The sequence below is a fragment of the Bacillus sp. JJ634 genome (genome assembly GCF_036962285.1).
In the GTDB taxonomy this organism is placed as follows: Bacteria; Bacillota; Bacilli; order Bacillales; family DSM-1321; genus Peribacillus; species Peribacillus asahii_A.
Genome location: NZ_JBALMU010000098.1, coordinates 1 through 23,279, shown reverse-complemented (window position 1 = coordinate 23,279; position 23,279 = coordinate 1). Strand labels below are relative to the sequence as shown.

Annotated in this window: 19 protein-coding genes and 1 riboswitch; of the genes, 13 read left to right on the top strand and 6 right to left on the bottom strand. The window is 38.1% G+C overall.

The features are described 5' to 3' along the window. Position 1: 1 nt before the first annotated feature. The 10 genes from V7068_RS14685 to V7068_RS14640 all read left to right on the top strand — a co-directional run bounded on the left by V7068_RS14685 (position 2) and on the right by V7068_RS14640 (position 9,465). Entirely contained in the window at positions 2-775 is a 774-nt protein-coding gene (locus tag V7068_RS14685) for an SDR family oxidoreductase (protein ID WP_499713401.1), read from the top strand. A gap of 16 nt (positions 776-791) precedes the next feature. After that, complete coding sequence (locus V7068_RS14680; RefSeq protein WP_499713400.1) at positions 792-1,961, top strand: thiolase family protein; 1,170 nt, start codon at positions 792-794, stop codon at positions 1,959-1,961. 92 nt (positions 1,962-2,053) lie between these two features. Continuing rightward, the gene (locus tag V7068_RS14675; RefSeq protein ID WP_499713399.1) at positions 2,054-2,617 is read left to right on the top strand and encodes a TetR/AcrR family transcriptional regulator; all 564 of its coding nucleotides are present in this window, start codon (positions 2,054-2,056) and stop codon (positions 2,615-2,617) included. A 34-nt stretch (positions 2,618-2,651) separates the two neighbouring features. Then, positions 2,652-3,080 carry an acyl-CoA thioesterase gene (locus V7068_RS14670; protein ID WP_499713398.1) on the top strand — a complete coding sequence of 143 codons (429 nt, stop codon included), beginning with the start codon at positions 2,652-2,654 and terminating at the stop codon, positions 3,078-3,080. A 74-nt stretch (positions 3,081-3,154) separates the two neighbouring features. Continuing rightward, positions 3,155-4,825, top strand: a complete 1,671-nt coding sequence (locus tag V7068_RS14665; RefSeq protein ID WP_499713397.1) for a long-chain fatty acid--CoA ligase — start codon at positions 3,155-3,157, stop codon at positions 4,823-4,825. 31 nt (positions 4,826-4,856) lie between these two features. Then, complete coding sequence (locus V7068_RS14660; RefSeq protein ID WP_127759865.1) at positions 4,857-5,723, top strand: branched-chain amino acid ABC transporter permease; 867 nt, start codon at positions 4,857-4,859, stop codon at positions 5,721-5,723. Continuing rightward, positions 5,720-6,733, top strand: coding sequence for a branched-chain amino acid ABC transporter permease (locus V7068_RS14655; RefSeq protein WP_499713396.1), 1,014 nt, complete (start codon positions 5,720-5,722; stop codon positions 6,731-6,733). Before V7068_RS14660 ends, V7068_RS14655 begins: the two co-directional genes overlap by 4 nt. Positions 6,734-6,736: 3 nt before the next feature. After that, positions 6,737-7,501 (top strand): ABC transporter ATP-binding protein, encoded by a 765-nt coding sequence (locus tag V7068_RS14650; protein ID WP_402917833.1) that lies wholly within the window; start codon positions 6,737-6,739, stop codon positions 7,499-7,501. Continuing rightward, positions 7,494-8,201 (top strand): ABC transporter ATP-binding protein, encoded by a 708-nt coding sequence (locus V7068_RS14645; RefSeq protein ID WP_402917830.1) that lies wholly within the window; start codon positions 7,494-7,496, stop codon positions 8,199-8,201. Before V7068_RS14650 ends, V7068_RS14645 begins: the two co-directional genes overlap by 8 nt. Positions 8,202-8,280: 79 nt before the next feature. Then, complete coding sequence (locus V7068_RS14640) at positions 8,281-9,465, top strand: ABC transporter substrate-binding protein (protein WP_499713395.1); 1,185 nt, start codon at positions 8,281-8,283, stop codon at positions 9,463-9,465. Between the two features lie 70 nt (positions 9,466-9,535). On the opposite strand, the gene gltC is transcribed toward V7068_RS14640, so the two are convergent. After that, a complete protein-coding gene (gene gltC / locus V7068_RS14635; protein ID WP_499713394.1) occupies positions 9,536-10,438 on the bottom strand; it encodes a glutamate biosynthesis transcriptional regulator GltC in 903 nt (300 codons plus the stop codon). A 273-nt stretch (positions 10,439-10,711) separates the two neighbouring features. Between gltC and gltB the strand changes: the two genes are divergently transcribed. Both gltB and gltD read left to right on the top strand, forming a co-directional pair. After that, positions 10,712-15,265, top strand: a complete 4,554-nt coding sequence (gene gltB / locus V7068_RS14630; RefSeq protein WP_499713393.1) for a glutamate synthase large subunit — start codon at positions 10,712-10,714, stop codon at positions 15,263-15,265. A gap of 16 nt (positions 15,266-15,281) precedes the next feature. Then, positions 15,282-16,763 (top strand): glutamate synthase small subunit, encoded by a 1,482-nt coding sequence (gene gltD, locus V7068_RS14625; protein ID WP_499713392.1) that lies wholly within the window; start codon positions 15,282-15,284, stop codon positions 16,761-16,763. 154 nt (positions 16,764-16,917) lie between these two features. On the opposite strand, the gene V7068_RS14620 is transcribed toward gltD, so the two are convergent. The 4 genes from V7068_RS14620 to V7068_RS14605 all read right to left on the bottom strand — a co-directional run bounded on the left by V7068_RS14620 (position 16,918) and on the right by V7068_RS14605 (position 21,043). Next, positions 16,918-17,088, bottom strand: coding sequence for a hypothetical protein (locus tag V7068_RS14620; protein ID WP_182480545.1), 171 nt, complete (start codon positions 17,086-17,088; stop codon positions 16,918-16,920). A 436-nt stretch (positions 17,089-17,524) separates the two neighbouring features. Then, positions 17,525-17,614: riboswitch (cyclic di-GMP riboswitch) on the bottom strand. 701 nt (positions 17,615-18,315) lie between these two features. Next, positions 18,316-18,453, bottom strand: a complete 138-nt coding sequence (locus V7068_RS14615) for a hypothetical protein (protein ID WP_164853163.1) — start codon at positions 18,451-18,453, stop codon at positions 18,316-18,318. Between the two features lie 149 nt (positions 18,454-18,602). Beyond that, positions 18,603-20,036 carry an Ig-like domain-containing protein gene (locus V7068_RS14610; RefSeq protein WP_499713391.1) on the bottom strand — a complete coding sequence of 478 codons (1,434 nt, stop codon included), beginning with the start codon at positions 20,034-20,036 and terminating at the stop codon, positions 18,603-18,605. A gap of 425 nt (positions 20,037-20,461) precedes the next feature. Then, entirely contained in the window at positions 20,462-21,043 is a 582-nt protein-coding gene (locus tag V7068_RS14605; protein WP_499713390.1) for an AEC family transporter, read from the bottom strand. 287 nt (positions 21,044-21,330) lie between these two features. Between V7068_RS14605 and V7068_RS14600 the strand changes: the two genes are divergently transcribed. Beyond that, entirely contained in the window at positions 21,331-21,597 is a 267-nt protein-coding gene (locus V7068_RS14600) for a YiaA/YiaB family inner membrane protein (protein ID WP_119116400.1), read from the top strand. A 130-nt stretch (positions 21,598-21,727) separates the two neighbouring features. On the opposite strand, the gene V7068_RS14595 is transcribed toward V7068_RS14600, so the two are convergent. After that, positions 21,728-23,278, bottom strand: a complete 1,551-nt coding sequence (locus tag V7068_RS14595) for an FMN-binding glutamate synthase family protein (RefSeq protein ID WP_499713389.1) — start codon at positions 23,276-23,278, stop codon at positions 21,728-21,730. Between the last annotated feature and the right edge of the window lies 1 nt (position 23,279).

The window sequence follows — 23,279 nt, the reverse complement described above, 5'->3', positions numbered from 1 at the left end:
GATGCATGTAAAAGAATTGTTTGATTTAACAGGACAAGTAGCAGTCGTAACTGGTGGTGGTCGCGGACTCGGAAAGCAAATAGCAGAAGGTTTTGCTGAGGCAGGAGCAAATGTTGTTGTTTGTTCGCGAAAAGAAGCGGCCTGTATGGAAGTAAGTGAACACTTGAAAAAAATGGGGGTAGAATCACTGGCGTTGAAATGTGATATTACGAATCCTGAAGACATTGAAAATCTTGTTGCAAAAACGCTTGAGAAGTTTGGACGAATTGACATTTTAGTCAATAATAGCGGAGCAACATGGGGAGCTCCCGTGGAAGAAATGCCGCTTTCTGCTTGGCAAAAAGTAATGAATACAAATGTTACTGGAACATTCTTAATGTCACAAGCTGTTGGAAAAGTGATGTTAGAGCAACAATATGGAAAGATTATTAATATCGCTTCTGTAGCCGGATTAAAAGGAAGCAATCCAAAGTTGATGGATACGATTGGCTATAATTCTAGTAAAGGTGCCGTCATTACATTTACGAAAGATTTAGCAGTGAAATGGGGACCGCGCGGGATTTATGTAAATGCTATTGCCCCAGGATTTTTTCCAACGCAAATGTCTAAAGTAACGATGGAAAAGGGCTCCGAACAATTTTTAGAAGGAACACCACTTCGAAAATTTGGTACAGAAAATGATTTAAAAGGAGCCGCTGTATTTCTAGCTTCTAAAGCTTCTGATTTTATTACTGGTGAAATTCTTGTCGTAGATGGCGGTACAAATGCTACCTAAAAGGAGGAGGGAAAAAATGAAGAGAGATGCGGTTATTGTATCAGCTGTCCGTACAGCTATTGGTCGTCAAGGAGGTGCGCTTGCAACGGTTCCAGCCCATGTTTTTGGGGCAGAGGTACTGAAAGAAGCAATTAAACGAGCGAATATTACTCCAGATATGATTGATGATGTCATTTTGGGAAATGTATTGAGCGGTGGAGGGAATATTGCACGACTAACGGCTTTGCAAGCTGGGCTTTCGCTTGAACTACCAGGTATTACAGTTGATCGCCAGTGTGGTTCCGGTCTTAATGCCATCAATTTGGCAGCGCAAGCGATTCGCGCAGGAGATGGAGATATTTATATCGCTGGTGGTACAGAAAGCATGAGCCAAGCTCCATACTTGATGAATCGACCAACAAAGGCCTATAGTGCTGCTCCGCCTGCTTTTCGTAAATCACAGCTTTCACCGAAAGAGATAGGAGATCCGCCTATGGGCATTACAGCTGAAAATCTTGTGAAGAAATACGAGATTACGAGAGAAGAACAAGACGCTTTTTCTCTTCGTAGTCAGCAACGAATGGCAGCGGCTATGCAGGAAGGACGCTTTGATGAGCAAATTGTGGCCATTGGGATTCCGAATAGGAAGGGAGAGCTGACTATTTTTAATCGTGATGAACATCCAAGACCGCAAACGACACTAGACGCTTTAGCAAAACTTTCTCCCGCTTTTCTTGAAGGTGGTTCGGTCACAGCCGGAAGTAGTTCGGGTTTAAATGATGCGGCTTCAGCGCTTGTTATCATGTCTCGAGAAAAAGCTGAACATTTAGGTCTTAACCCGCTTGCAACGATTCGTGAATATGCTGTAGCAGGCGTGGATCCGAATATTATGGGAATTGGTCCTGTTCCGGCTACACAAAAGGTACTTGAAAAATCAAAATTAGTACTGGATGATATCGATTTAATCGAAATTAATGAGGCGTTTGCAGCGCAAGTTATTGCCTGTGATCGAGAGCTTCAGATGAACCCGGAGAAAGTCAATGTCAATGGAGGAGCGATTGCTCATGGTCATCCACTAGGAGCAACAGGAGCTATTCTAGCAACTAAGGCTATCTATGAATTAAGGAGAAGCCAAGGGAAGTATGCATTAATTACAGCATGTATTGGCGGCGGTCAGGGGATTGCGACGATTATTGAAAGAGAATAGCGTGAATTCGTACGTTATTTAGTAGAAAGTAGAGCCTTATATTTGTATGTTATAATGGTAAAAAATTCTGCTAAATGAGAGGACAAATACGTATGAAAGATAAAATACTTCAAACAAGCCTCACTCTTTTTGACCAAAAAGGATATCGAGAAACTTCTATTCAAGATATCGTTGATTCACTTGGTGTAACGAAGGGAACATTCTATTATTATTATTCTAGCAAAGAAGAATTATTAAAAGCTATTTGCTTAGCTTATATTGAAAATCTTGTGCAGCATCAAGAAGAAATCATTCATCATCCAATGAAAACAAATACAGAGAAATTACATGATATTATCTATATGCTTCTCGACCGAATTGAAAGAGAACGAAATGAAGCGCGTATCTTTTTTCGAGAAATAAGAAATATCAAGGAGGAGCATATAGAAGAAATTAAACAAATGCGCGATCGCTTCCGTCTGAATTATCAAAAAATTTTGGAAGATGGCATGAAGAATGGGGAATTTAAAGAAAATGTACATCTGAATTTAATCACTCTAGGTATGCTGGGAATTACGAATTGGGGTTACTATTGGTATAATCCTGAAGGTGAAGTATCTGTTGAAGAATTAGCGAAACTTTATTTAGATGTCATCTTAAACGGCATTAAACGGTAAATAGAGATTTCCTTAGTAAGGAGGTGAGGTTTTTATGAATTCACATATTATCGATATTCATATTCGCATGTCCGAGACGAATGCTTCTGGACATGTAAGTAATACGAGTTATTACATTTATCTAGATGATGCAAGGTCACAGTTCTTTGATGCAGTAGGCTTTGGTAGCGGTGAACAGCAGATGAGTTTTGTTTTAGCCTCTTGTTATTGTGATTTTTTACAAGAGGTATTCTTTGGCCAAATATTACAGGTTGAGACAACTGTCAGTAAAATTGGGACGAAAAGCTATACACTGCAGCATCAAATTATTGATCGAGCGACCCGAGGCCTCGTTGCGAAGGCACAATCAGTTGTCGTCTGTTTTAATCATCAAAATAAACAATCTGTAGCCGTACCCGATGCGTTATATGAGGGACTTAAACAATATGAATCCAATAATCAGTTTATTAATCCGAGCACGTAACGATATGGAATACACTATATAGGGGTTCTTTCTTTAGATTTGCTGCATCATTTCATGAAAAGGGAGCGATGAAGATGCTTACTAATCATTACAAATTTTGGCCAAGAATTCCGACCTCATTAACCTTGCCACAAACTTCTCTGTACGATAACCTCTCTGTTACTACTAAAAGATATCCAGATAAAACGGCGTTAATTTTTTATGGAACTACCATAACCTATAAAACATTGCATGATGAAGTAATTGCTTTAGCGGGTTTTTTGCAACAAGCATTTGAAGTGCAAAAGGGTGAGAAAGTATTGCTATTTATGCAAAATTCTCCTCAGTTTATTGCTGCGTACTATGCTATTAATCGTGCAGATGCCGTTGTTGTTCCGATTAACCCTATGTTAACGGCTTCAGAGCTTGAATTTTATATAAAAGATTGTGAGATTCAAACGGCCATCATCGGTCAAGAACTCTATGATCAAGTAGCTCCTTTATTACAATCTACAACATTAAACAATCTTGTTATTGCAGCTTATTCAGATTATCTCACGGCTAACGAAGTGATTCGTTTGCCAAAAGAAGTAGCAGAGCCGCGAAAAAGCTTTGAGGGAAATCAGCATGTTTACTGGCAGGATGCCATTGCAGCTAATTATGTACCAACTGCTCATACAGTAGATGCGAATAGTTTAGCGGTAATCCCTTATACGTCTGGCACCACAGGTTTGCCAAAAGGGTGTATGCATCCGAATAAAACGGTTCAAGCCAATATTCTCGGTTCATTTCATTTTTCCAGACCAACACCCAATACAGTTCATTTAATGACGCTTCCTCTCTTTCACGTAACAGGAATGGTTCAAAGTATGCATACGCCTATTTATACGGGAAGTACGATTGTCATTATGACGAGATGGGATCGTGAGCATGCGCTTGAATTCATTCGATTGTATAAATGTACGCATTGGGTGACGATTAGTACGATGTTGGTCGATTTTTTATCGAATCCAAATTTGAGGGCTGAAGATGTAGTTTCTTTCCTCTCTATTTCAGGCGGTGGTGCAACTTTACCAGAAGCGATAGGTCAAAAATTGTTGGAGTTAACGGGTATTCGATTTGTAGAAGGGTATGGACTATCTGAAACGATTGCCCAGACACATGTTAATCCGCCAGATCGACCAAAGCTCCAATGTTTAGGTGTGCCAACTTTCGATGTGGATTCAAGAATTATCGATCCTGCGACGGGGAAAGAGCTTGGTGCAAATGAAGTAGGAGAAATCGTTACACATGGACCACAAATTATGACTGGCTATTATAACCGTGAAGAAGAAAATAAACACGCTTTTATTGAGCTGGATGGCAAGTCCTTTTTTAGAACAGGGGATATCGGTCGTTATGACGAGGAAGGGTACTTTTTCATTGTTGATCGTGTAAAACGAATGATTAATGCGTCCGGCTATAAAGTATGGCCGACCGAAATTGAATCGTTTCTTTATAAACATCCAGCTGTTAAACAAGCATGTGTTGTCGGTGTCCCGGATGCAAGAAGAGGAGAAACGGTGAAGGCTTTCGTCATTTTACAAGATGAATATGTTGGTAGAATTAGTGAGGGTGAAATTAAACAATGGGCAAAAGAGCATATGGCTGCGTATAAATATCCTCGAATTATTGAGTTCAAGCAAAGTTTTCCGACTACAAGCAGCGGCAAAATTCTTTGGAGAAAGCTTCAAGAAGATGAGTTGTCCAAATTAGAAAACGCCTAATGAGATGATGGGTGGAAAAGGAGGAGAACAAGTGGATATTCTTATACAACAGTTATTTAATGGGCTAACCATTGGAAGCGTTTACAGTTTGGTCGCATTAGGCTTAACGTTAGTATATGGTATTTTGCACATTCCTAATTTTGCACATGGGGCCTTATATATGATGGGCGGGTATATGACCTTTACGATGATGACGAAGTTCGGCTTTCATTATTGGCTAGCGATTCTTATTGCTGTTGTGGCTGTAGGTCTGCTTGGTGTGTTAATGGAGCGGTTTGTGTTTCATCCACTAAGAAACGCTCCTCCATTACATGATAAAATCGCTGCAATTGGAATTCTCTTGTTTCTTGAATCCTTTGCCCAATTAGTATGGGGTGGGGATTATTTAACGATGCCTACACCATATAACCAAGTGGTTTCGATTTTCGGCTTAACCTTTACAATGCAACGTTTGTTAATTATTGTCGCTGCAATCGTTATTATGATTGCTCTAAATTTGTTCTTAAAAAAGACGTTCACAGGAGCAACGATTATTGCAATGTCGCAAAATCGAGAAGGAGCGAATTTAGTTGGGATTAATACAACAAAAGTGGCGATGCTGACATTTCTTATCTCAGGTGGGCTGGCAGCACTTGCTTCCTCACTGGCCTCACCAATTAATCTTGTTTTTCCAGGTATGGGGCACTTAGTAATCCTAAAGGCTTTTGTCATTATCATTTTGGGTGGGATGGGCAGTATTCCTGGAGCCATTCTAGGTGGTTATATTTTAGGATTTAGCGAAAGCTTAGGTGCAACCTATATTTCGAATGATTATAAAGATATTATTGCCTTCATACTTCTCGTGCTGATTTTAACGATCAAACCAACGGGATTATTTGTTAAGGGGGGACATACATGACTTCAATCTTCAACAAAAGAAACAGTATCATTTTCTTTGTCCTTCTTTCTCTTATCTTTCCAGCTGTTGTGCCAAACGACTATTTTCTATATTTAATGACAACGGCTTTTATATGGGTTATTGCCGTATCTGGTTTAAATATACTTGCTGGCTATACAGGCTATTTATCGTTAGCACATGCTGGTTTCTTTGCTATTGGGGCTTATTCTCTAGGTCTGCTGACTGTTAAGGCTGAAATGAATTATTGGATCGCCTTTGTTTTAACATTAGGGATTACTTCGCTAATCGGATTATTGGTTGGCTTAATTGCTTTACGAACAAAGGAACACTTTTTCGCTATTTACACATTATGTGTCGGTTATATTATTTATTTGGTTATTGATAAGTGGGAAGGGCTAACAGGGGGAGTTCGTGGCTTAATTGGCATCCCTACACCAGCGAATATAGGACCGATTGCTTTTGATAGTGTACATTCCCAATATTATTTAGTGTTGTTTTTCATGCTTCTTTCTCTGTTGATTATTTATCGAATTGTTCATTCTTTAACGGGAAGAACATTTATTGCTATTCGAAATAGTGAGCAGTTAGCGACAACAATTGGGGTTTCAACGATGAAAAATAAATTGCTTGCGTTTGTATTGTCTACTTTTTTTGCAGGTATGTCTGGGGCCTTGTATGCCTCAGTGATTCGGTTTATTGGTCCGGAAATTGCTTATACGTCTGTAATGTTTGATTTGCTTATGTATCTTTTAGTAGGTGGGATTGGTACCATTGCCGGACCGGTTGCTGGAGCGATTGTCATTGTTTGGGTTTCACAACAGCTACAATTTTTACAAGAATATCGCATGCTTATATTCGGTCCTCTTTTAACGCTCATTATTATTTTTTATCCACGGGGCATTGTGGGGGCTTTCATCAGTCTAAAGACTAGAGCGCAAGCAAAAAAGAGGAAAGTTCCCATCGTTAATGAGTCATTGACACCAACGAAAAAACAAATAGAGGAGGGATGAGCCATGTATTTAGAAACAAAACAGTTAACGAAGAGATTTGGTGGGTTAGTAGCGGTGAATAATGTTGATTTTTCGATTGAAAAAGGGAAAATTAATGCGATTATTGGTCCGAATGGAGCGGGGAAATCAACTTTCTTTAACTTGATTAGTGGTTTTCATCCTCCGACATCTGGACAAGTAATATTTAAGGGGACTGATATTACGACACTGCCAGCTAATCAAATTGCTAAATTAGGGATATCACGAACGTTTCAAACAACGAATCTTTTCGAACAAGCAACCGTTTTAGATAACGTTATGGTTGGTCATCGTTTACGAACAGAGTCGAATTTGTTCGATGCCATTTTTAGAACAAAGCGCTTGAAGCGTGAGGAGAAGCAATGCAGGGAAAAAGCGATGGAAGTGCTTACCTTTGTTGGGTTACAAAATATTACACATAAAATGATTACTAATATCTCGCAAGAAGAGAAAAAAAGAGTGGCCTTTGCTTTAGCTCTCGCAACAGACCCGGAAATTATCTTTCTTGATGAACCGGCAGCGGGAGTGAATCCAGATGAAACAGAGGGACTAGCCGAGTTAATGCAGAAGATGGTCGATTATGGTTTAACTGTTTGTCTGATTGAACATAAAATGCAAATGGTGATGAAATTAGCTCAGAAGATTATGGTATTGAATTATGGTGAAAAAATTGCAGAAGGAACGCCAGATGAGATTAAAAATAATGAAGCGGTCATCAAAGCGTATCTAGGAGGGAGTGCGATTGCTTAGACTACAAGATGTTTCGATTAAATATGGCGAATTCACAGCGATTTCAAATGTGAATATCGAGGTGAAGTCCGGTGAGATTGTTGTTTTGCTAGGAGCGAATGGAGCTGGAAAAAGTACGTCATTTCGGGCGATAAGCGGCTTAAGTAAACCGCATCAAGGAGATATTCTTTTTCAAGGCTGTTCTATCCTGAAGCTTTCTGCTGATAAAATTGTACAAGCTGGTATCGTTCAATGCTCGGAAGGAAGGAATTTATTTTCTGCGATGAGTGTACAAGAAAACTTGCAAATGGGTGCCTATATTCATCGGAGAAAAAAACAACAAATTAAACAGTCGCTGGAACATGTATATGAATTATTTCCAATCCTTCATGAAAAGCGCCATGACGCAGCGGGATCATTAAGTGGGGGCCAGCAACAAATGCTCGCAATTGGACGTGCATTAATGTCTAAGCCAAAGCTAATGATGCTGGATGAACCTTCTGTTGGATTAGCGCCGCTTATTGTTGAGCAAATGTTTGCTGTTATTCAGCAAATCAATCAGGAAGGCATGACGATTTTACTTGCGGAACAAAATGCGAATGCGGCTTTAAAAATTGCTTCAAAAGGTTATGTATTTGAAAGTGGTTCGATTGTAACAGAGGGAACGCGAGAACAGCTGCTTGCGAATGATCGTATACGTAAAGCTTACATCGGTGCTTAATAAGGTGGAGTTTCTATCAGTAGGGAATGTTCATCTCTGTTAGTCCGCAATCAACTAATCGTTATGGAGGGAGAAGCTTATGAAACGATTTAAAGGTTTGTTTTTACTCAGTGTAATCGTTATGTTAGTATTTGTAACGGCGTGCAGTGACTCAACAACAGGTGGTTCATCTGGAAAAGACGGCAAAAAAGGGGTCGTCAATATTGGGTATAGTGGTCCGCTTAGTGGGGCTGCTGCTTTTTATGGAGAACGAACATTAAATGGTTTAAAAATGGCTGCTGAAGAAATTAACGATGAAGGCGGATTTGAAGTGAATGGGAAGACATATACGATTAATCTTGTGCCATTAGATGATAAATATCTCCCTAATGAAACGGCCTCCAATGCAAAACGATTAGTTCAAGAGCATAAGACACCGATTATTTTTACACCACATAGCGGCGGAGTATTAGCTCTGCAAGTATTTAATGAAGTCGATAACTTTATTATTGGTGCTTATACATCTGAACCAAGTGTAACAGAAGGGGGCAACAAATTAACTGTACAAATTCCCCCTAAATATGATGGATATGTAGAGCCGTTTACAAACTATGCGATGGAGCGATTTGGCAACAAAATCGCGGCATTGCCAACTAGTTCACAGTACGGAAAAGATTGGACAGAAACTTTATTACCTTATTGGAAGAAACAAGGTGGAGAGGTTGTCTATGAGTCTTCGATTAACTTTGCGAAAGATACAGATTTCTTTACAGTGATTACGAATGCGCTGAAGAAGAAACCAGATGTTCTTTTTATCGGTGGTGCGTCCGAGCCAACGGCCAAAGTAGCTAAACAAGCACGAGAACTTGGCTTTAAAGGTGGATTCATCGTCATGGATCAAGCAAAACTAAATGAAATGGAAAAAATAACAGGTTCCTATGAAGTACTAGAAGGTGCAGTAGGCGTATTACCTCTTATTTATTCGAAAGCACCAGGGGTTCCAAGTTTTAAAGAAAAATATAATGCTAAATACAAAGAAAATCCAGGATCAGAAGCAGGTATTCATTATATAGGTTTACATGCATTTGTTGAAGCAATGAAAGCAGCAGGAACTGTAGATGATCCGAAAAAAATATATGAACATGTCCAAGATGGATTGGATGCCATTCCAGAAGAAAGAAAAACATACCTTGTTCCGAAGATTACAGAAGCAGGTTCATTTGATTATGAATTACACTTTGGTGTCGTTGAAGATGGAGAAGTCAAGGAAATGGAAGCTGAATAAAGGATAAAAAAGCAAGAGATGTAAAAGTAATGAGGTTCCATTACTTTTACATCTCTTTTTTGATTTTTGATTACTGATACTGCTCCAGCATGGAGAAGAATTTTTTGACAAACTCATAAAATACTTTTTCGGTTGGTGCTAGTTCTCTATGTTTAGAAGTAATGATTCCAACGGTTCGTTTTACTCGCGGTGCATCGATTTTTATTTTTACTGTAGAGGGAGGAGTTGTATTATAGAGCGTTCCATCAGGTAAAAGGCTAACGCCAATGCCGGCTGAAACGAGCCCTTTTATCGCATCCATATCCTCTCCCTCCGCTGTAATATGCGGTATGAAGCCTGCTTGTTCACATGCATTAAAGGCAATCTGGTGAAGAACATAACCTTTTGGGAATAATACGAAGTCATCATTTCTTAAATCGCTAAGTGCTAGGCTTTCTCTTTCAGCTAAAGGATGGCTAGAAGGAACTAAAGCGGAAATACCCTCTGAGAATAAAATATGCGTTTCCAAATCGAGTTCGTTTGTTGGGACAGGGCCAAGAAGTGCTAAACCGATATCACCATTTTTAACAGCCTCAATTAAAAAGGCATAGGAACCTTGTCGTAGATGGTAAGAAACGTTTGGCTGATTCGATTTGAAAGCGGAAATAACCGTTGGCAGCAAGTGATTAGCAAGGCTTGTCGGATAGCCGATTTTAATGGTCCCGCTTTCTGGAGATAAGTATTCGTCAATTTTTTCTTTGGCATAATCAATTGCTTTAATCGCTGATTTCGCATGCGTTAAAAAAATCTTTCCGATTTCTGTTAATTTAATATTTCTTCCCACTCGTTCAAACAATGTTACACCGAGTTCTGCTTCGAGCTTCGTAATCTGAAGGCTGATGGCTGATTGAGCTACATGCAGATGTTCTGCAGCAGATGTGACATGCTCTCGTTCAGCAACTTCTATAAAATAACGTAATTGTCGTAGTTCCATATTATTTTCCTCACTTTTCCTTTATATCTATATAAGATATAAACAATCTCATTAAGGGATCATTTATATCAATATCGCATTCTAAAATGGATAAAGAGGGATAAAAACCCTTCACTTCAACTAATTAGAGTATGAAAACGATAGAATATATACATATTTTTGCTAATTCATTCACAAAATAGATGGTTTCTATCTAAATGATATATTGTTTATATCGTTTTGAAAACTTAAAATATTAATTAAGATCAGAAAATGAAACGGGGGAGATAAATCATGACTTATAATCAAATACCAAAAGCGCAAGGTCTCTACCGTCCTGAATTTGAACATGATGCATGTGGGATCGGCTTATACGCTCATTTAAAAGGACAAGCAACACATGAAATTGTGAAAAAAGGACTGAATATGCTTTGCCAATTAGATCATCGAGGTGGACAAGGAAGTGATCCACTTACAGGGGATGGAGCTGGATTAATGGTACAAATTCCAGACCATTATTTCCGACAAGTATGTCCAGAAATGAACCTGCCTGAAAAAGGACGTTACGGGGTTGGAATGCTATTTTTCTCGAACGATGAAGGTGAACAAAAAGAAATTGAAAATCAAGTGAATCAACTAATTGAACAAGAAGGACAAACAGTTCTTGGATGGAGAACGGTGCCTGTTGATCCTAAACACCTTGGAGAAGGCGGAAAAGCAACTTGTCCGACTATTCGTCAAATATTTATTGGTGCAAGCAAAGACATTGAAGAGGAATTAGCATTTGAACGTAAATTATATATCATTCGTAAACAAGCAGAACATTGGGCGGAAGAACGTGAACTACGTTTTTACTTTGCAAGTCTTTCCACTAGAACGATTGTTTATAAAGGACTACTAACACCAGAGCAAGTCGATGCGTTTTATCTAGATTTACAAGATGAGTCTTTTGTTTCAGCATTTGCTTTAGTACATTCTCGTTTTAGTACAAATACATTCCCAAGCTGGGAAAGAGCACATCCAAATCGCTACCTGATTCATAATGGAGAAATCAACACGCTTCGAGGCAATATTAACTGGATGAAAGCACGTGAGCAGCAGTTTGTGTCAGAAGTTTTTGGTGAGGATTTAGCGAAAGTACTTCCGATTTTAAATAAAGATGGAAGTGATTCTTCTATTCTAGATAACGCTTTAGAATTTTTTGTCTTAGCTGGTCGGAAACCTGCACATGCCGCTATGATGTTAATTCCAGAGCCATGGTCAGAAAATCCTCATATGCCAAAAGAAAAGAAAGCTTTTTATGAGTATCATAGCTGCCTGATGGAGCCTTGGGATGGTCCAACAGCGATTTCCTTTACAGATGGGAAACAAATTGGGGCGATTTTAGATCGAAATGGTCTACGTCCAGCTCGTTATTATGTAACAAAAGATGATTATATTATTTTCTCTTCAGAAGTCGGTGTAATCGACGTTGAGCCTGAGAATGTATTATATAAAGAGCGTTTAAGTCCAGGAAAAATGCTATTAATTGATTTAGAAGAAGGACGCATTATTTCGGATGAAGAGATTAAAAACGAAATGGCAGCGGCTTATCCTTATCAACAATGGTTAGATGAACAACTTGTACAACTGAACAATGAAGTGGGCGAAGAAGAGCCGATGGAAGATTTGGTTGTTCGTCAAAAAGCATTTGGCTACACATATGAAGATGTTCAAAAATATTTGCTTCCTTTTATAACAGAAGGAAAAGATCCGCTGGGATCAATGGGGAACGATACGCCACTTGCTGTTTTATCAGATCGTCCGCAATCTCTGTTTAATTACTTTAAACAGTCATTTGCTCAAGTAACGAATCCTCCAATTGATTCGATTCGTGAACAAATTGTGACGTCTACTATGACATTCTTAGGTGCAGAAGGGAATTTACTTCACCCGACTGAAGAAAACTGTCATCGAGTTCAACTTAAAACGCCTATTTTAACAAATGGTCAGTTAACACAATTAAAAGAGAATGCTTATCCAGAATTTAAAAGTATCATCATCGATACATTATTTTCGGAGGATTTAGAATTTTCTTTAAACAATATGTTCCAAAAAGCTAAACAAGCGATTGAAGAAGGAGTAAGTTTGTTAATCCTTTCTGATCGTAATACGAATAAACAAGAAGCAGCTATTCCAGCTTTACTTGCTGTGAGCGCACTGCATCAAGAGTTAATTCGTCAAGGAAATCGCAGTAAAGCGAGCATCATTATCGAAACAGGGGAAGCAAGAGAAGTTCATCATTTTGCGGCACTGATTGGTTATGGGGTCGATGCAATTGTTCCATACCTTGCTTATGCGACATATAAACAAGCTGCTTTAGATGGAAGCTTAACGGTTAGCTATGAAGAAGCAGTTGGAAAATATGTGTACGGCGTGACTGAAGGCGTTGTAAAAGTAATGTCTAAAATGGGGATTTCGACAGTACAAAGTTATCGTGGAGCTCAAATTTTTGAAGCAGTTGGAATTGGCTCTGATGTCATTGAGCGCTATTTCACTGGAACAGCTTCACAAATCGATGGAATTGGATTAGAAACGATTGCTGAAGAAGCACTGATTCGTCATAACGCAGCTTATGCTGATTCATACGATGATACGTTAGAAACTGGAAGTGACTTCCAATGGAGAAAGCATGGTGAGCATCATGCGTTTAATCCAGAAACGATTCATACGCTTCAATGGGCAAGCCGCAATAATGACTATGCATTATATAAAAAATATTCTCAAGCTGCGAATGAAGAAAGAATTGGATTCTTACGTAATCTATTCTCATTTGATTCAACGCGTCCGAAATTAGCGCTTGAAGAAGTGGAGTCTGTGGATTCAATTGTTCGCCGCTTTAAATCCGGTGCCATGTCATTTGGTTCACTAAGCCAAGAAGCACATGAAACATTAGCGATTGCGATGAATCGTTTAGGTGCAAGAAGCAACTGCGGTGAGGGCGGAGAAGATCCAAAACGTTACGCTTTAGATAAGAATGGAGACAATCGTCGAAGTGCAATTAAGCAAATTGCTTCAGGCCGTTTTGGTGTAAAAAGCCACTATTTAGTAAATGCGGATGAGCTGCAAATTAAAATGGCACAAGGTGCAAAACCAGGGGAAGGCGGACAGCTTCCAGGACAAAAAGTATATCCATGGGTAGCGGAAGTACGTGGATCGACACCAGGTGTTGGATTGATTTCTCCACCGCCGCATCACGATATTTATTCGATTGAAGATTTAGCACAATTAATTCATGATTTAAAAAATGCGAATCGTGATGCACGAATTAGCGTTAAGCTTGTATCAAAAGCAGGTGTAGGAACGATCGCAGCGGGTGTTGCAAAAGGTGCTGCAGATGTAATTGTTATTAGTGGATATGACGGTGGTACAGGAGCATCACCAAAAACAAGTATTAAGCATACAGGATTACCTTGGGAGCTTGGACTTGCAGAAGCTCATCAAACATTGATGTTAAATGGCTTACGTGACCGTGTTGTATTAGAAACGGACGGAAAGCTGATGACAGGTAAAGATGTTGTTATGGCTGCTATTCTTGGAGCAGAAGAATTTGGTTTTGCGACAGCGCCGCTTGTTGTTTTAGGCTGTGTAATGATGCGTGTATGTCATAAAGATACATGTCCTGTTGGGGTGGCAACACAAAATCCTGAGCTTCGTGCGAAATTCACAGGAAATGCAGATCATGTTGTTAACTATATGCGCTTCGTTGCAGAAGAAGTACGTGAGTTAATGGCGGAACTAGGATTTAGAACAGTAGAGGAAATGGTTGGACGTACAGATGTTTTACAAGTAAGTGAACGTGCTAAAGCACATTGGAAAGCGAAGCATCTAGACTTGTCTACTCTTTTATATCAACCGGAAGGGATTCGTACATTCCAAACGCCTCAAAATCATAAAATTGATGAATCATTAGATATGAAAGAAATTTTGCCAGCAGTACAGCCGGCTTTAGATAATCAAATCCCAGTTGATATTACGTTGCCGATTACGAATGTAAATCGTGTTGTAGGAACAATTGTTGGTAGTGAAATTTCTAAACGCTACGGGGAAGAAGGTTTACCTGAAGAAACAATTACCCTTCGTTTTACAGGTTCGGCTGGTCAAAGCTTTGGTGCTTTTATCCCGAATGGTATGTCACTTCATTTAACAGGTGATGTGAATGACTATCTTGGAAAAGGATTATCTGGTGGAAAGTTAATTGTTAAGGCACCAGCTGAATCTTCATTTGAAGCGTCTGACAATGTTATTGCTGGAAATGTTGCTTTAATTGGGGCAACAAGTGGTGAAGCTTATATTAATGGGCGTGCGGGTGAGCGTTTTGCTGTTCGAAACAGCGGTGTAAATGTTGTTGTTGAAGGAATTGGAGATCATGGTCTAGAGTATATGACTGGTGGACGTGTCGTGATTTTAGGAGAAGTAGGGAAAAACTTTGGAGCAGGTATGTCTGGTGGAATTGCTTACGTTCTAGCTGATGATCGTGAGGCATTTAAAGCTTTATGCAATCCAGAAATGATTGAATTTGAGTCACTTGAAACAGAGAATGATATTGGTGAAGTATGGGAAATGGTACTAAGTCATTATATTTACACAGGCAGTGCAAAAGCAGCTTATGTTCTTGAAAATTGGGAAGAGCTTGCAGAGAAGTTTGTCAAAATTATCCCGAAAGACTATAAGCGCATGATGAAAAGTATTGAAGAACAAAAGCAAGCAGGCTTAACGGATGAACAAGCGGTTATGAGTGCGTTTCAAGCGAATGCTGCACAAGAGAAAAAAGCACCTGTTAAAAAATTAGAAGCAGTTATGCAATAGGAAAGGAGAGAGGAACATGGGAAAAGCAACAGGATTTATGGAATATACTCGTCAAAAACCAGAAGAGCGAAATCCTCTCACACGGTTAAATGATTGGAAAGAATATTCAAATTGTTTTTCGGATGATATGTTAAGTCAGCAAGGAGCGCGGTGCATGGACTGCGCCACTCCTTTCTGCCATATGGGAACAGAAATCAATCGGGTGACAACAGGTTGTCCTATTCATAATTTAATTCCTGAATGGAACGACTTAGTGTATCGTGGAAGATGGAAGGAAGCGTTAGATCGTCTTCTAAAAACGAATAATTTTCCTGAATTTACAGGTCGTGTTTGTCCAGCTCCATGTGAAGGCTCTTGTACAGTTGGTATTTCAGATCCAGCGGTTACGATTAAAAGCATTGAGCGAACAATTATTGATAAAGGATTCGAAAATGGTTGGATTACCCCGCGTATTCCAACAAAACGAACAGGGAAAAAAATCGCGATTATCGGTTCAGGTCCTGCAGGGCTTGCAAGTGCTGATCAATTAAATCAAGCCGGACATACAGTAACAGTATATGAGCGTTCAGATCGCGCTGGCGGGCTATTAACATACGGTATTCCAAACATGAAGTTAGAAAAAGAAGTGGTTGAGCGTAGAGTTCGTTTATTGAATCAAGAAGGTATCGACTTTATTACAAACACAGAAGTTGGAAAAGATATCACAGCTAAAGAGCTTCAAGATCAGTATGATGCCGTAATTCTTTGTACTGGTGCTCAAAAGCAGCGTGATTTGGTAATAGAAGGTAGAGAAGCAAAAGGTGTTCATTTAGCAATGGATTATTTAACAACAACAACGAAGAGTTTACTAGACTCTAACTTTGCAGATGGCCAATTTATTGATACAAAAGGTCAAGATGTTATTGTAATTGGAGGAGGGGATACAGGAGCTGACTGTGTAGCTACTGCTCTCCGTCAAGAATGCCGCAGTGTAGTTCAATTTGGTAAACATCCTAAATTGCCAACAGCACGTACATCTGACAATATGTGGCCTGCATATCCAAATGTCTTTACGCTTGAATATGCATATGAAGAGGCAGAAGCGAAATTTGGAAATGATCCACGTGAATATTCCATTCAAACGAAGAAAATTGTTGCAGATGACAATGGAAACGTGAAAGAGCTTCATACGATTCAAATGGAAAAAGTAAAAGGCGAAAACGGCGGATATATTTTCAAGGAAATTCCGGGAACTGAAAAAGTATGGCCAGCACAATTTGTTTTTATTGCTATCGGTTTTGAAGGAACAGAACAACCACTTCTTACGCAGTTTGGTGTGGAAACGACAAATCAAAAAATTGCCGCAGCTTATGGTGAGTATAGAACAAACGTTGAAGGTGTTTTTGCTGCAGGTGATGCAAGACGAGGTCAAAGCTTAATCGTTTGGGCAATCAATGAAGGTCGTGAAGTAGCACGTGAAGTAGATCGTTATTTGATGGGAAGTTCAGTTTTACCTTAAATATAAAGTTATAACAAAAAAACTCAAAGCACCTTAATTTCAAATAGCGAAATTAAGGTGCTTTTTCTATTATGTATTGTCAGCGGTGAAACTGTAAAAAACGAAGCCACTAGCTCAAGAGGAGAGCGTGAGAAGCTTCGTTGGTAAGGAAACTTTATAGATTATTATTTTGATTTTGCTGCCCGATTTCTTTTTCAGCCAAAATTAAGTTTCCTGTTTCTACTGTACGATGCTCTTTAACAGAATCCCCAGGCTCTAAATTGTTCAAATTCGCACGAATCGTTAATTCTGCTTCATTTACAACAGGCTTTTTCTTTTTCTCCATATTTGCCACTCCATTCTTTCATCGATAACTTAAGCAAGACACGTTTACTTAAGTTAGTCTTTACGATTTCAAGAACTTCATACGATAAAAAATCAACGAGCATTCAAATGCTACAAAAGAGACATGCGTGGAGAAATGAACTGAACTAAAAATATGTGGCTAACATTTCTGGTTTGCGAGTGCTTTACATGTTGGACAAGTGATTTCTTGATCTTGTTTGAACCTAATTTTTCTAAGGTCGATTCTTGTGAACATGAAAAAACCATTATATTTTGCGCCGCATACACAATAGTTTTTGTCCTTCACAATGTGTCTTTCATTTGTTTCGTTAATTAATACAGTTGGATAAAACATAACTCTCTCCTTAGTTTGCTAAATTTAGGCAAATTTAAAAGGAGCCAAAAACTCTTAATCTTCAATTTAATCAAGAATATATCTTGGCAACCCGGCTGCCATGACAACTATCTGTTGCTTTAGGCCCGTGGCTTTGCGTCTTTTACTTTCGTAAAATTTGCCCTTATAGGTATAATAACATATAAAAATAACACTCGAACAAATAAATGTGACAAAAATACTAATTTTAATCATAGGAGAAGAGAAAATGGTTAAAACATCTAAGAGTGATACTATTCTAATTTATTATTTCTTTTTGCAGTAAATCGATTAATTTCTGTCACGATAAATAGGATTGAAAAAATAGCTAGAACAGGGAGGAATAGAGGTTGATTGCTATCGATTAGCTTAACGTCAAACGTAAGTTCCAGTAGAGTAATGATTCCTAAAAGAACAAAAAAGATATATGTTATACATTCAAAAAACTTGTACATATTCAACAGTCCTTTCGAAAGTATATACATATAAATAATTCGATGATTTTTATAATTATCCTTTATTCAATAGGGGAAGAGTAACATTATTGTACAGTTTAATGAGAGTGTGCAACTAAGTTCCTATGATTATTTGCATATCGACGAAAAACGACAAACTCCTTATAGTATAGATAGGAAGCAATCGTGTTGCGATGATTGTTTTCTTTTTACTCATTTAGACGATCAATTCCCTTCAAAAGAAATTGATCGTCTTTTTTTATTGCAGATTAAAGTTTTGATTAGTGAAAGGCAGAAACTATTTTAAAACATAATTAAACCCTGCCTGTTTTTCTATATAACGGGCAGGGTTTCTATTTGACTTCTATGTGGAGATCCGTAGTCATCACGTCCTTTTTAATTAGTAAGCTTTCTTATTGTATTCATTTAATTGTTCTGTTGTTAAATGTTTAACAAAGTGGTGAAAATTCACCGATTCCATTCCGTAGTTTTCACAAGCCATTTTATAATATTCATATGCTTCGCGATACATTTCCATTTTGTTCTCCTCCTTTGTTATATAACAATTAATGTTTATTTGTTAATAATATATAACAGATTTAAAATTCTGTCAATATTATATGTTTTCGTTTTTATTGAAAAAAATAAACGAAAGAGAAACGACAATTGCTGCCGTTTCTCTTTCGTTTACTGTACTGTTTTTGTAGCTGGTTTACTTTTGTTTCCCGCTTTATCCGTTGCTGTTGCGGTTACTGTTGTTCCGGATTTTTGCGGTGTGATTTTGATTGTATATTTCCCCGACTTATCCGCTTTCCGGCTTCCGATGACTTTCTGTTTTACTTTTAACTGAATTGTTGCATACGCTTCAGTTTTGCCTGTGACGGTTTTCGTTGTTTTTTTGATTGTACTGATCGTTGGCTTGGTAGGTGGTGTTTTATCCACTACTTTGACGGTCGTTGCAGAACTTGTTGCATTAAATTCATTCTTGAACGTTACAGTCAAGCTTGTACCAGCCTTTTGAACACCAATTTTGACTTTGAAGTTTCCGTTGGCATTAGCTTGTGTGCGCTCAAACTTTTTATTATTCCGTTTTATCTCTACGATGGCATTGGCTTCTGCTTTACCGGAAAGATATGTATCATTATCATCTATCGTATTAACAGAAGGTTTATCTAGCTTTTTTGTAATGTAAGCAGATGGAATATATCCAGCTAATTTTTGGTCTGCAGTCTGAACAGGATACCAGACAAATTGGTTTTGACTAGTTGCGGACAAATCATATTTGAAAGTACCGTTGATGATTAAGGTAGTATTTTCCTTTAGTTTTGTTTGTGAAGTCGCGAGAGTACTAGGTTTTAACCGAAAGTTAGCATTGTTCTTTGTTACGACAACTTTATCTCCCTTTTTAAAAAAGTAGGCAGAAGGATGGATTTCATCAGTGAGGCTGTATTCCACTTTTCTGAAAACAATATTTTTATTACTAGTAGGGTCATATTCAAAGTCATCCGTTTTAAAAGGGAATTTCCCTAATGTTGTATCTCCTAAGAAACCGTCTTCTTCGATGTGATGAAATACTTTTTCTTGATAGGCATTTTGGTTTTTTGCTCCAGTAAGCTGCACAAGCGGACTGTTTACAGGCTTAATTCCATTGTAAGCCATAACAGGGAAATACCAATTTTCAATAACTTGTTTGTCTGCTCCTTTTATTTTGGGAAGATCTGTACGCTTATACATACTATTAAGAATTTCAATGCCTGCTTCGATATTGTATGATAGGTCAGTTTGCAACTTTTGTTGATCATACTTTGCTTGATTCGTAATTTGCATAAGACCGATTCCGCCATCATTAGAAATTACAGGCTTGCCGTTTTCATCAAATTGTCGCCATCCACCTGATTCCTGTGTCGCAATGGCTTTTACAACTTCAGGCGGAATATTGGCTTCTAAAGCTGCGTTCGTCAGTAAGCAGTTCATATGTTGAAAAGAGGGGTTTTGATTTGGTTGGATTTCCCCGTACGCTTCACACTTAGACGCTAGCGTAGATTCCGCAGAAGCTTCTTCATAAAATAAGCCGAGCGTTAAACAAGTAAGTACTCCTGCTTTTAATAAATATCGTTTCATTATTCTCCGATTCTCCAATCTACTTAATCTTCATTACTCATAAACTATATTCTACCATAATAGGATATTATTTTATGTGAAATAGTATGTATAAGGATTAAAGTATAAAATTTGCAAAGAGATATAAAATCAGCATACTAATGATAATGGTCACATTTGTGAGCGTACCAATAAAACGTGTGGTGCTATATTTAAATTCAAGGGCAAATGGTAAAATGGATGCTCCAATAGGTAATAGAAGACCGATTAGAATAGTATATTTAAACATTTCATTGAATGGAAGCAGAAAATAGAGAATAAGCCCAAAAAGCAGACCTGTACCATACCGGAAAAGTAGAAATTTTATCATAGGTTTGATGTACAGCTTTTCAAACTTGAAATTTAAATAAAGTCCTAGCAATAAGAAAGACAAAGGCATATTCGCTTTAGATAGAATGAATAGTAGCAAAATCAATGACTGCAGACGGTAAATGCAGATGACAGTAGTTTAAAATACTAACGATGAAATAAGTCATTAGTGGAATCGATGTACCAAACTTTTTAAGGATGATCTTTGGCTTAAGCGTTAGCCCCTCTTTTGAATAATAACTTCCGATAATATAAACGATTCCGAATAGGATGAATGCATTTCCAGCATCGAACATCCCAAAATAGGCTAATCCTTCTGCTCCCCAAATGGTTTGAACAAGTGGAAAGGCAAAAATTCCAACATTATAGCCAGGAGCAAGCATCAATAAAGTCCCTTTTAGTTCCTTTTCCTCTTTTCTGAAGACAAGCCAGGCGAGACAAAGTGAGATTATTCCATAAATTAACACAATGACGGTTAGTAGCAGCAAGGAAGGCTCGATCCTCACCGTATCAAAAGTAACAATAATGAGAGCAGGGAGAGTGATGTTAAAAATAATCCTTCCCATCGCTTCTCCATCTTTCTCTTTTAAAAGATTTAATCGCTTGAAAACATAGCCAACTATGATTAATAGCAGTAAAAATAGAAATTCCTGATTCATACAGTATGACACCTCTAATTATAGAAAAATAGTATACAATTAAAAATACTACTATATTGAGAATAAACCAATCCATATTGTAACTATTTTCTAAAATTAAGGGTGAAAAGAAACTTCTAATAACCAATTAGACTGTATTAAATAGGCATTAAGACATTCCGTATCTGATACTATGGTACATCAAGAATTATTATAGTGATTGTTAGGCAAATTCCCCAGATTTAATGAATAATTGAGGCACAATGAGTAGTAATTTAGTTAAGAATGACTGTTTAGGGGAAATGGACGTGCAGAGATACAGACGAAGGAATACAACGGCTTTTACAGTATTAGCTTATTTCACTTTTTTTGCAGGGGTATTTTTATTCAGTATTGGCCTTTATAATGAAGACAGTTTGCAGTTAAATGAAAAAGGATATTATATTGCTGTGATGATATTAGTGGCAGTAGGTGCAATCTTGACACAAAAAGTAACGAGGGATAATGCTGAAGATAACGAGATAATGGCAGAACAGGAAAGAAGGCAAAATCAATCGATGAAGTTAGACGATTAGTGATATAAATGGAGGAATATAAAAGTAAAAATGAAATACCGCAGCCTCAGTGAGCTGTGGTATTTCATTTTATTGAAAATCATAGAACAGCGATGTCCTAGATAATAGACTGGTTGAAGCTTTGAGCTTGTTAACTTGCACCGATTTGATGCTTGATATCATGAAGGATATGCTCTAAAGAAGTAACAACTCCTTTATCATCTTTATACATAATATGTTTTGGCTCAAAATGAACAGGTGAATCTAAACCAGCGGCTGCTGAAATACGGAATAGTCCTTTTCTTAATGTAACAAGAAAATTAACTACACGATACTTCTTCTCATCAATAACAAGAGCTTTTTGCAAATCTGGATCAGTCGTTGCTACTCCAACAGGACAGGCATTGGATTGACATTTTAATGTTTGAATACAGCCAACAGCAATCATAAAACCGCGAGCAATGTTTACTAGGTCTGCTCCCATCGCTAAAGCAATAGCGATTCGATCAGGAGTAAATAGCTTACCAGAGGCGATAATTTTTACACGATCACGTACACCGTATTTTTCGAGAGTAGATACAACGATAGGGAGAGCAGATTTAATTGGCAGTCCTACACTATCAATTAGTTCTTGATAAGAAGCGCCTGTGCCGCCTTCACCACCATCAATTGTAATAAAGTCAGGTCCTTTACCGGTTTCCTTCATATACTTTGCTAGTTCTTCCACACTATCATTTCCGCCGACAACAATCTTTATGCCAACGGGCTTTCCTGTATGTTCCCGAATTTTTTCAACGAAATCCAGTAAGGAGGCTATATTTCCGAATTGAGGAAAGCGGTTTGGGCTATCAACTGATTTGTACGGCTCCACTTTACGAATCTCAGCGATTTCTGGTGTTACTTTTTCAGCATCGATATGCCCACCGCGTGTTTTAGCACCTTGGGCTAGTTTAAGTTCAAATGCTTTTACTTGTGGAATTTCACTTTTTCTTTTTAATTCATCCCAATCTATGTTCCCGTTTTTATCACGTATACCAAACATAGCGGGACCAATCTGCATGATGATATCCACTCCACCTTTTAAATGGTAGGGCGAGAGTCCGCCTTCCCCTGTATTCATCCATGTTCCTTTTGCTAGCCCTAAACCTTCTGATAAGGCAGTGATTGCATGATGTCCTAATGAACCGTAACTCATTGCGGACATACCAATGAGACCCTTTAAAATAAATGGATGTCTTGTATTTGGACCAATGACAATTGCTTCATCGTCGTGCAATAAATGAGCAGATGACTCCTCATCTTCCCATTTTTCTTCCCTTTGTGAAAGAAGCGGGTCTTTTAATAAAATATATCGTTTCGTTAAAACCCTTGTTTCTTTATCCATTTTTATTTCTTCTGCTAATTTTGGAAACATATCATTTCGAACAAAAAAACCTTCTTCGTCAAAATCACGCTTTGAACCAAACCCAATGACATCGCGATTATATTTGGCGCTTTTGACAATATGTTCGTAGTCATCTCGTGAAAATGGTCTGCCTTCAGTATCACTGTTAAACCAATATTGTCGCATTTCTGGGCCAATTTTCTCAAAAAAATAGCGGACCCGACCAAGTACAGGATAATTCCTTAAAATAGCGTGTCGTTTTTGGTTGCGGTCAAATAAGATTAGATAAATTAGAAAAATAACAAGCACTATAAAAATA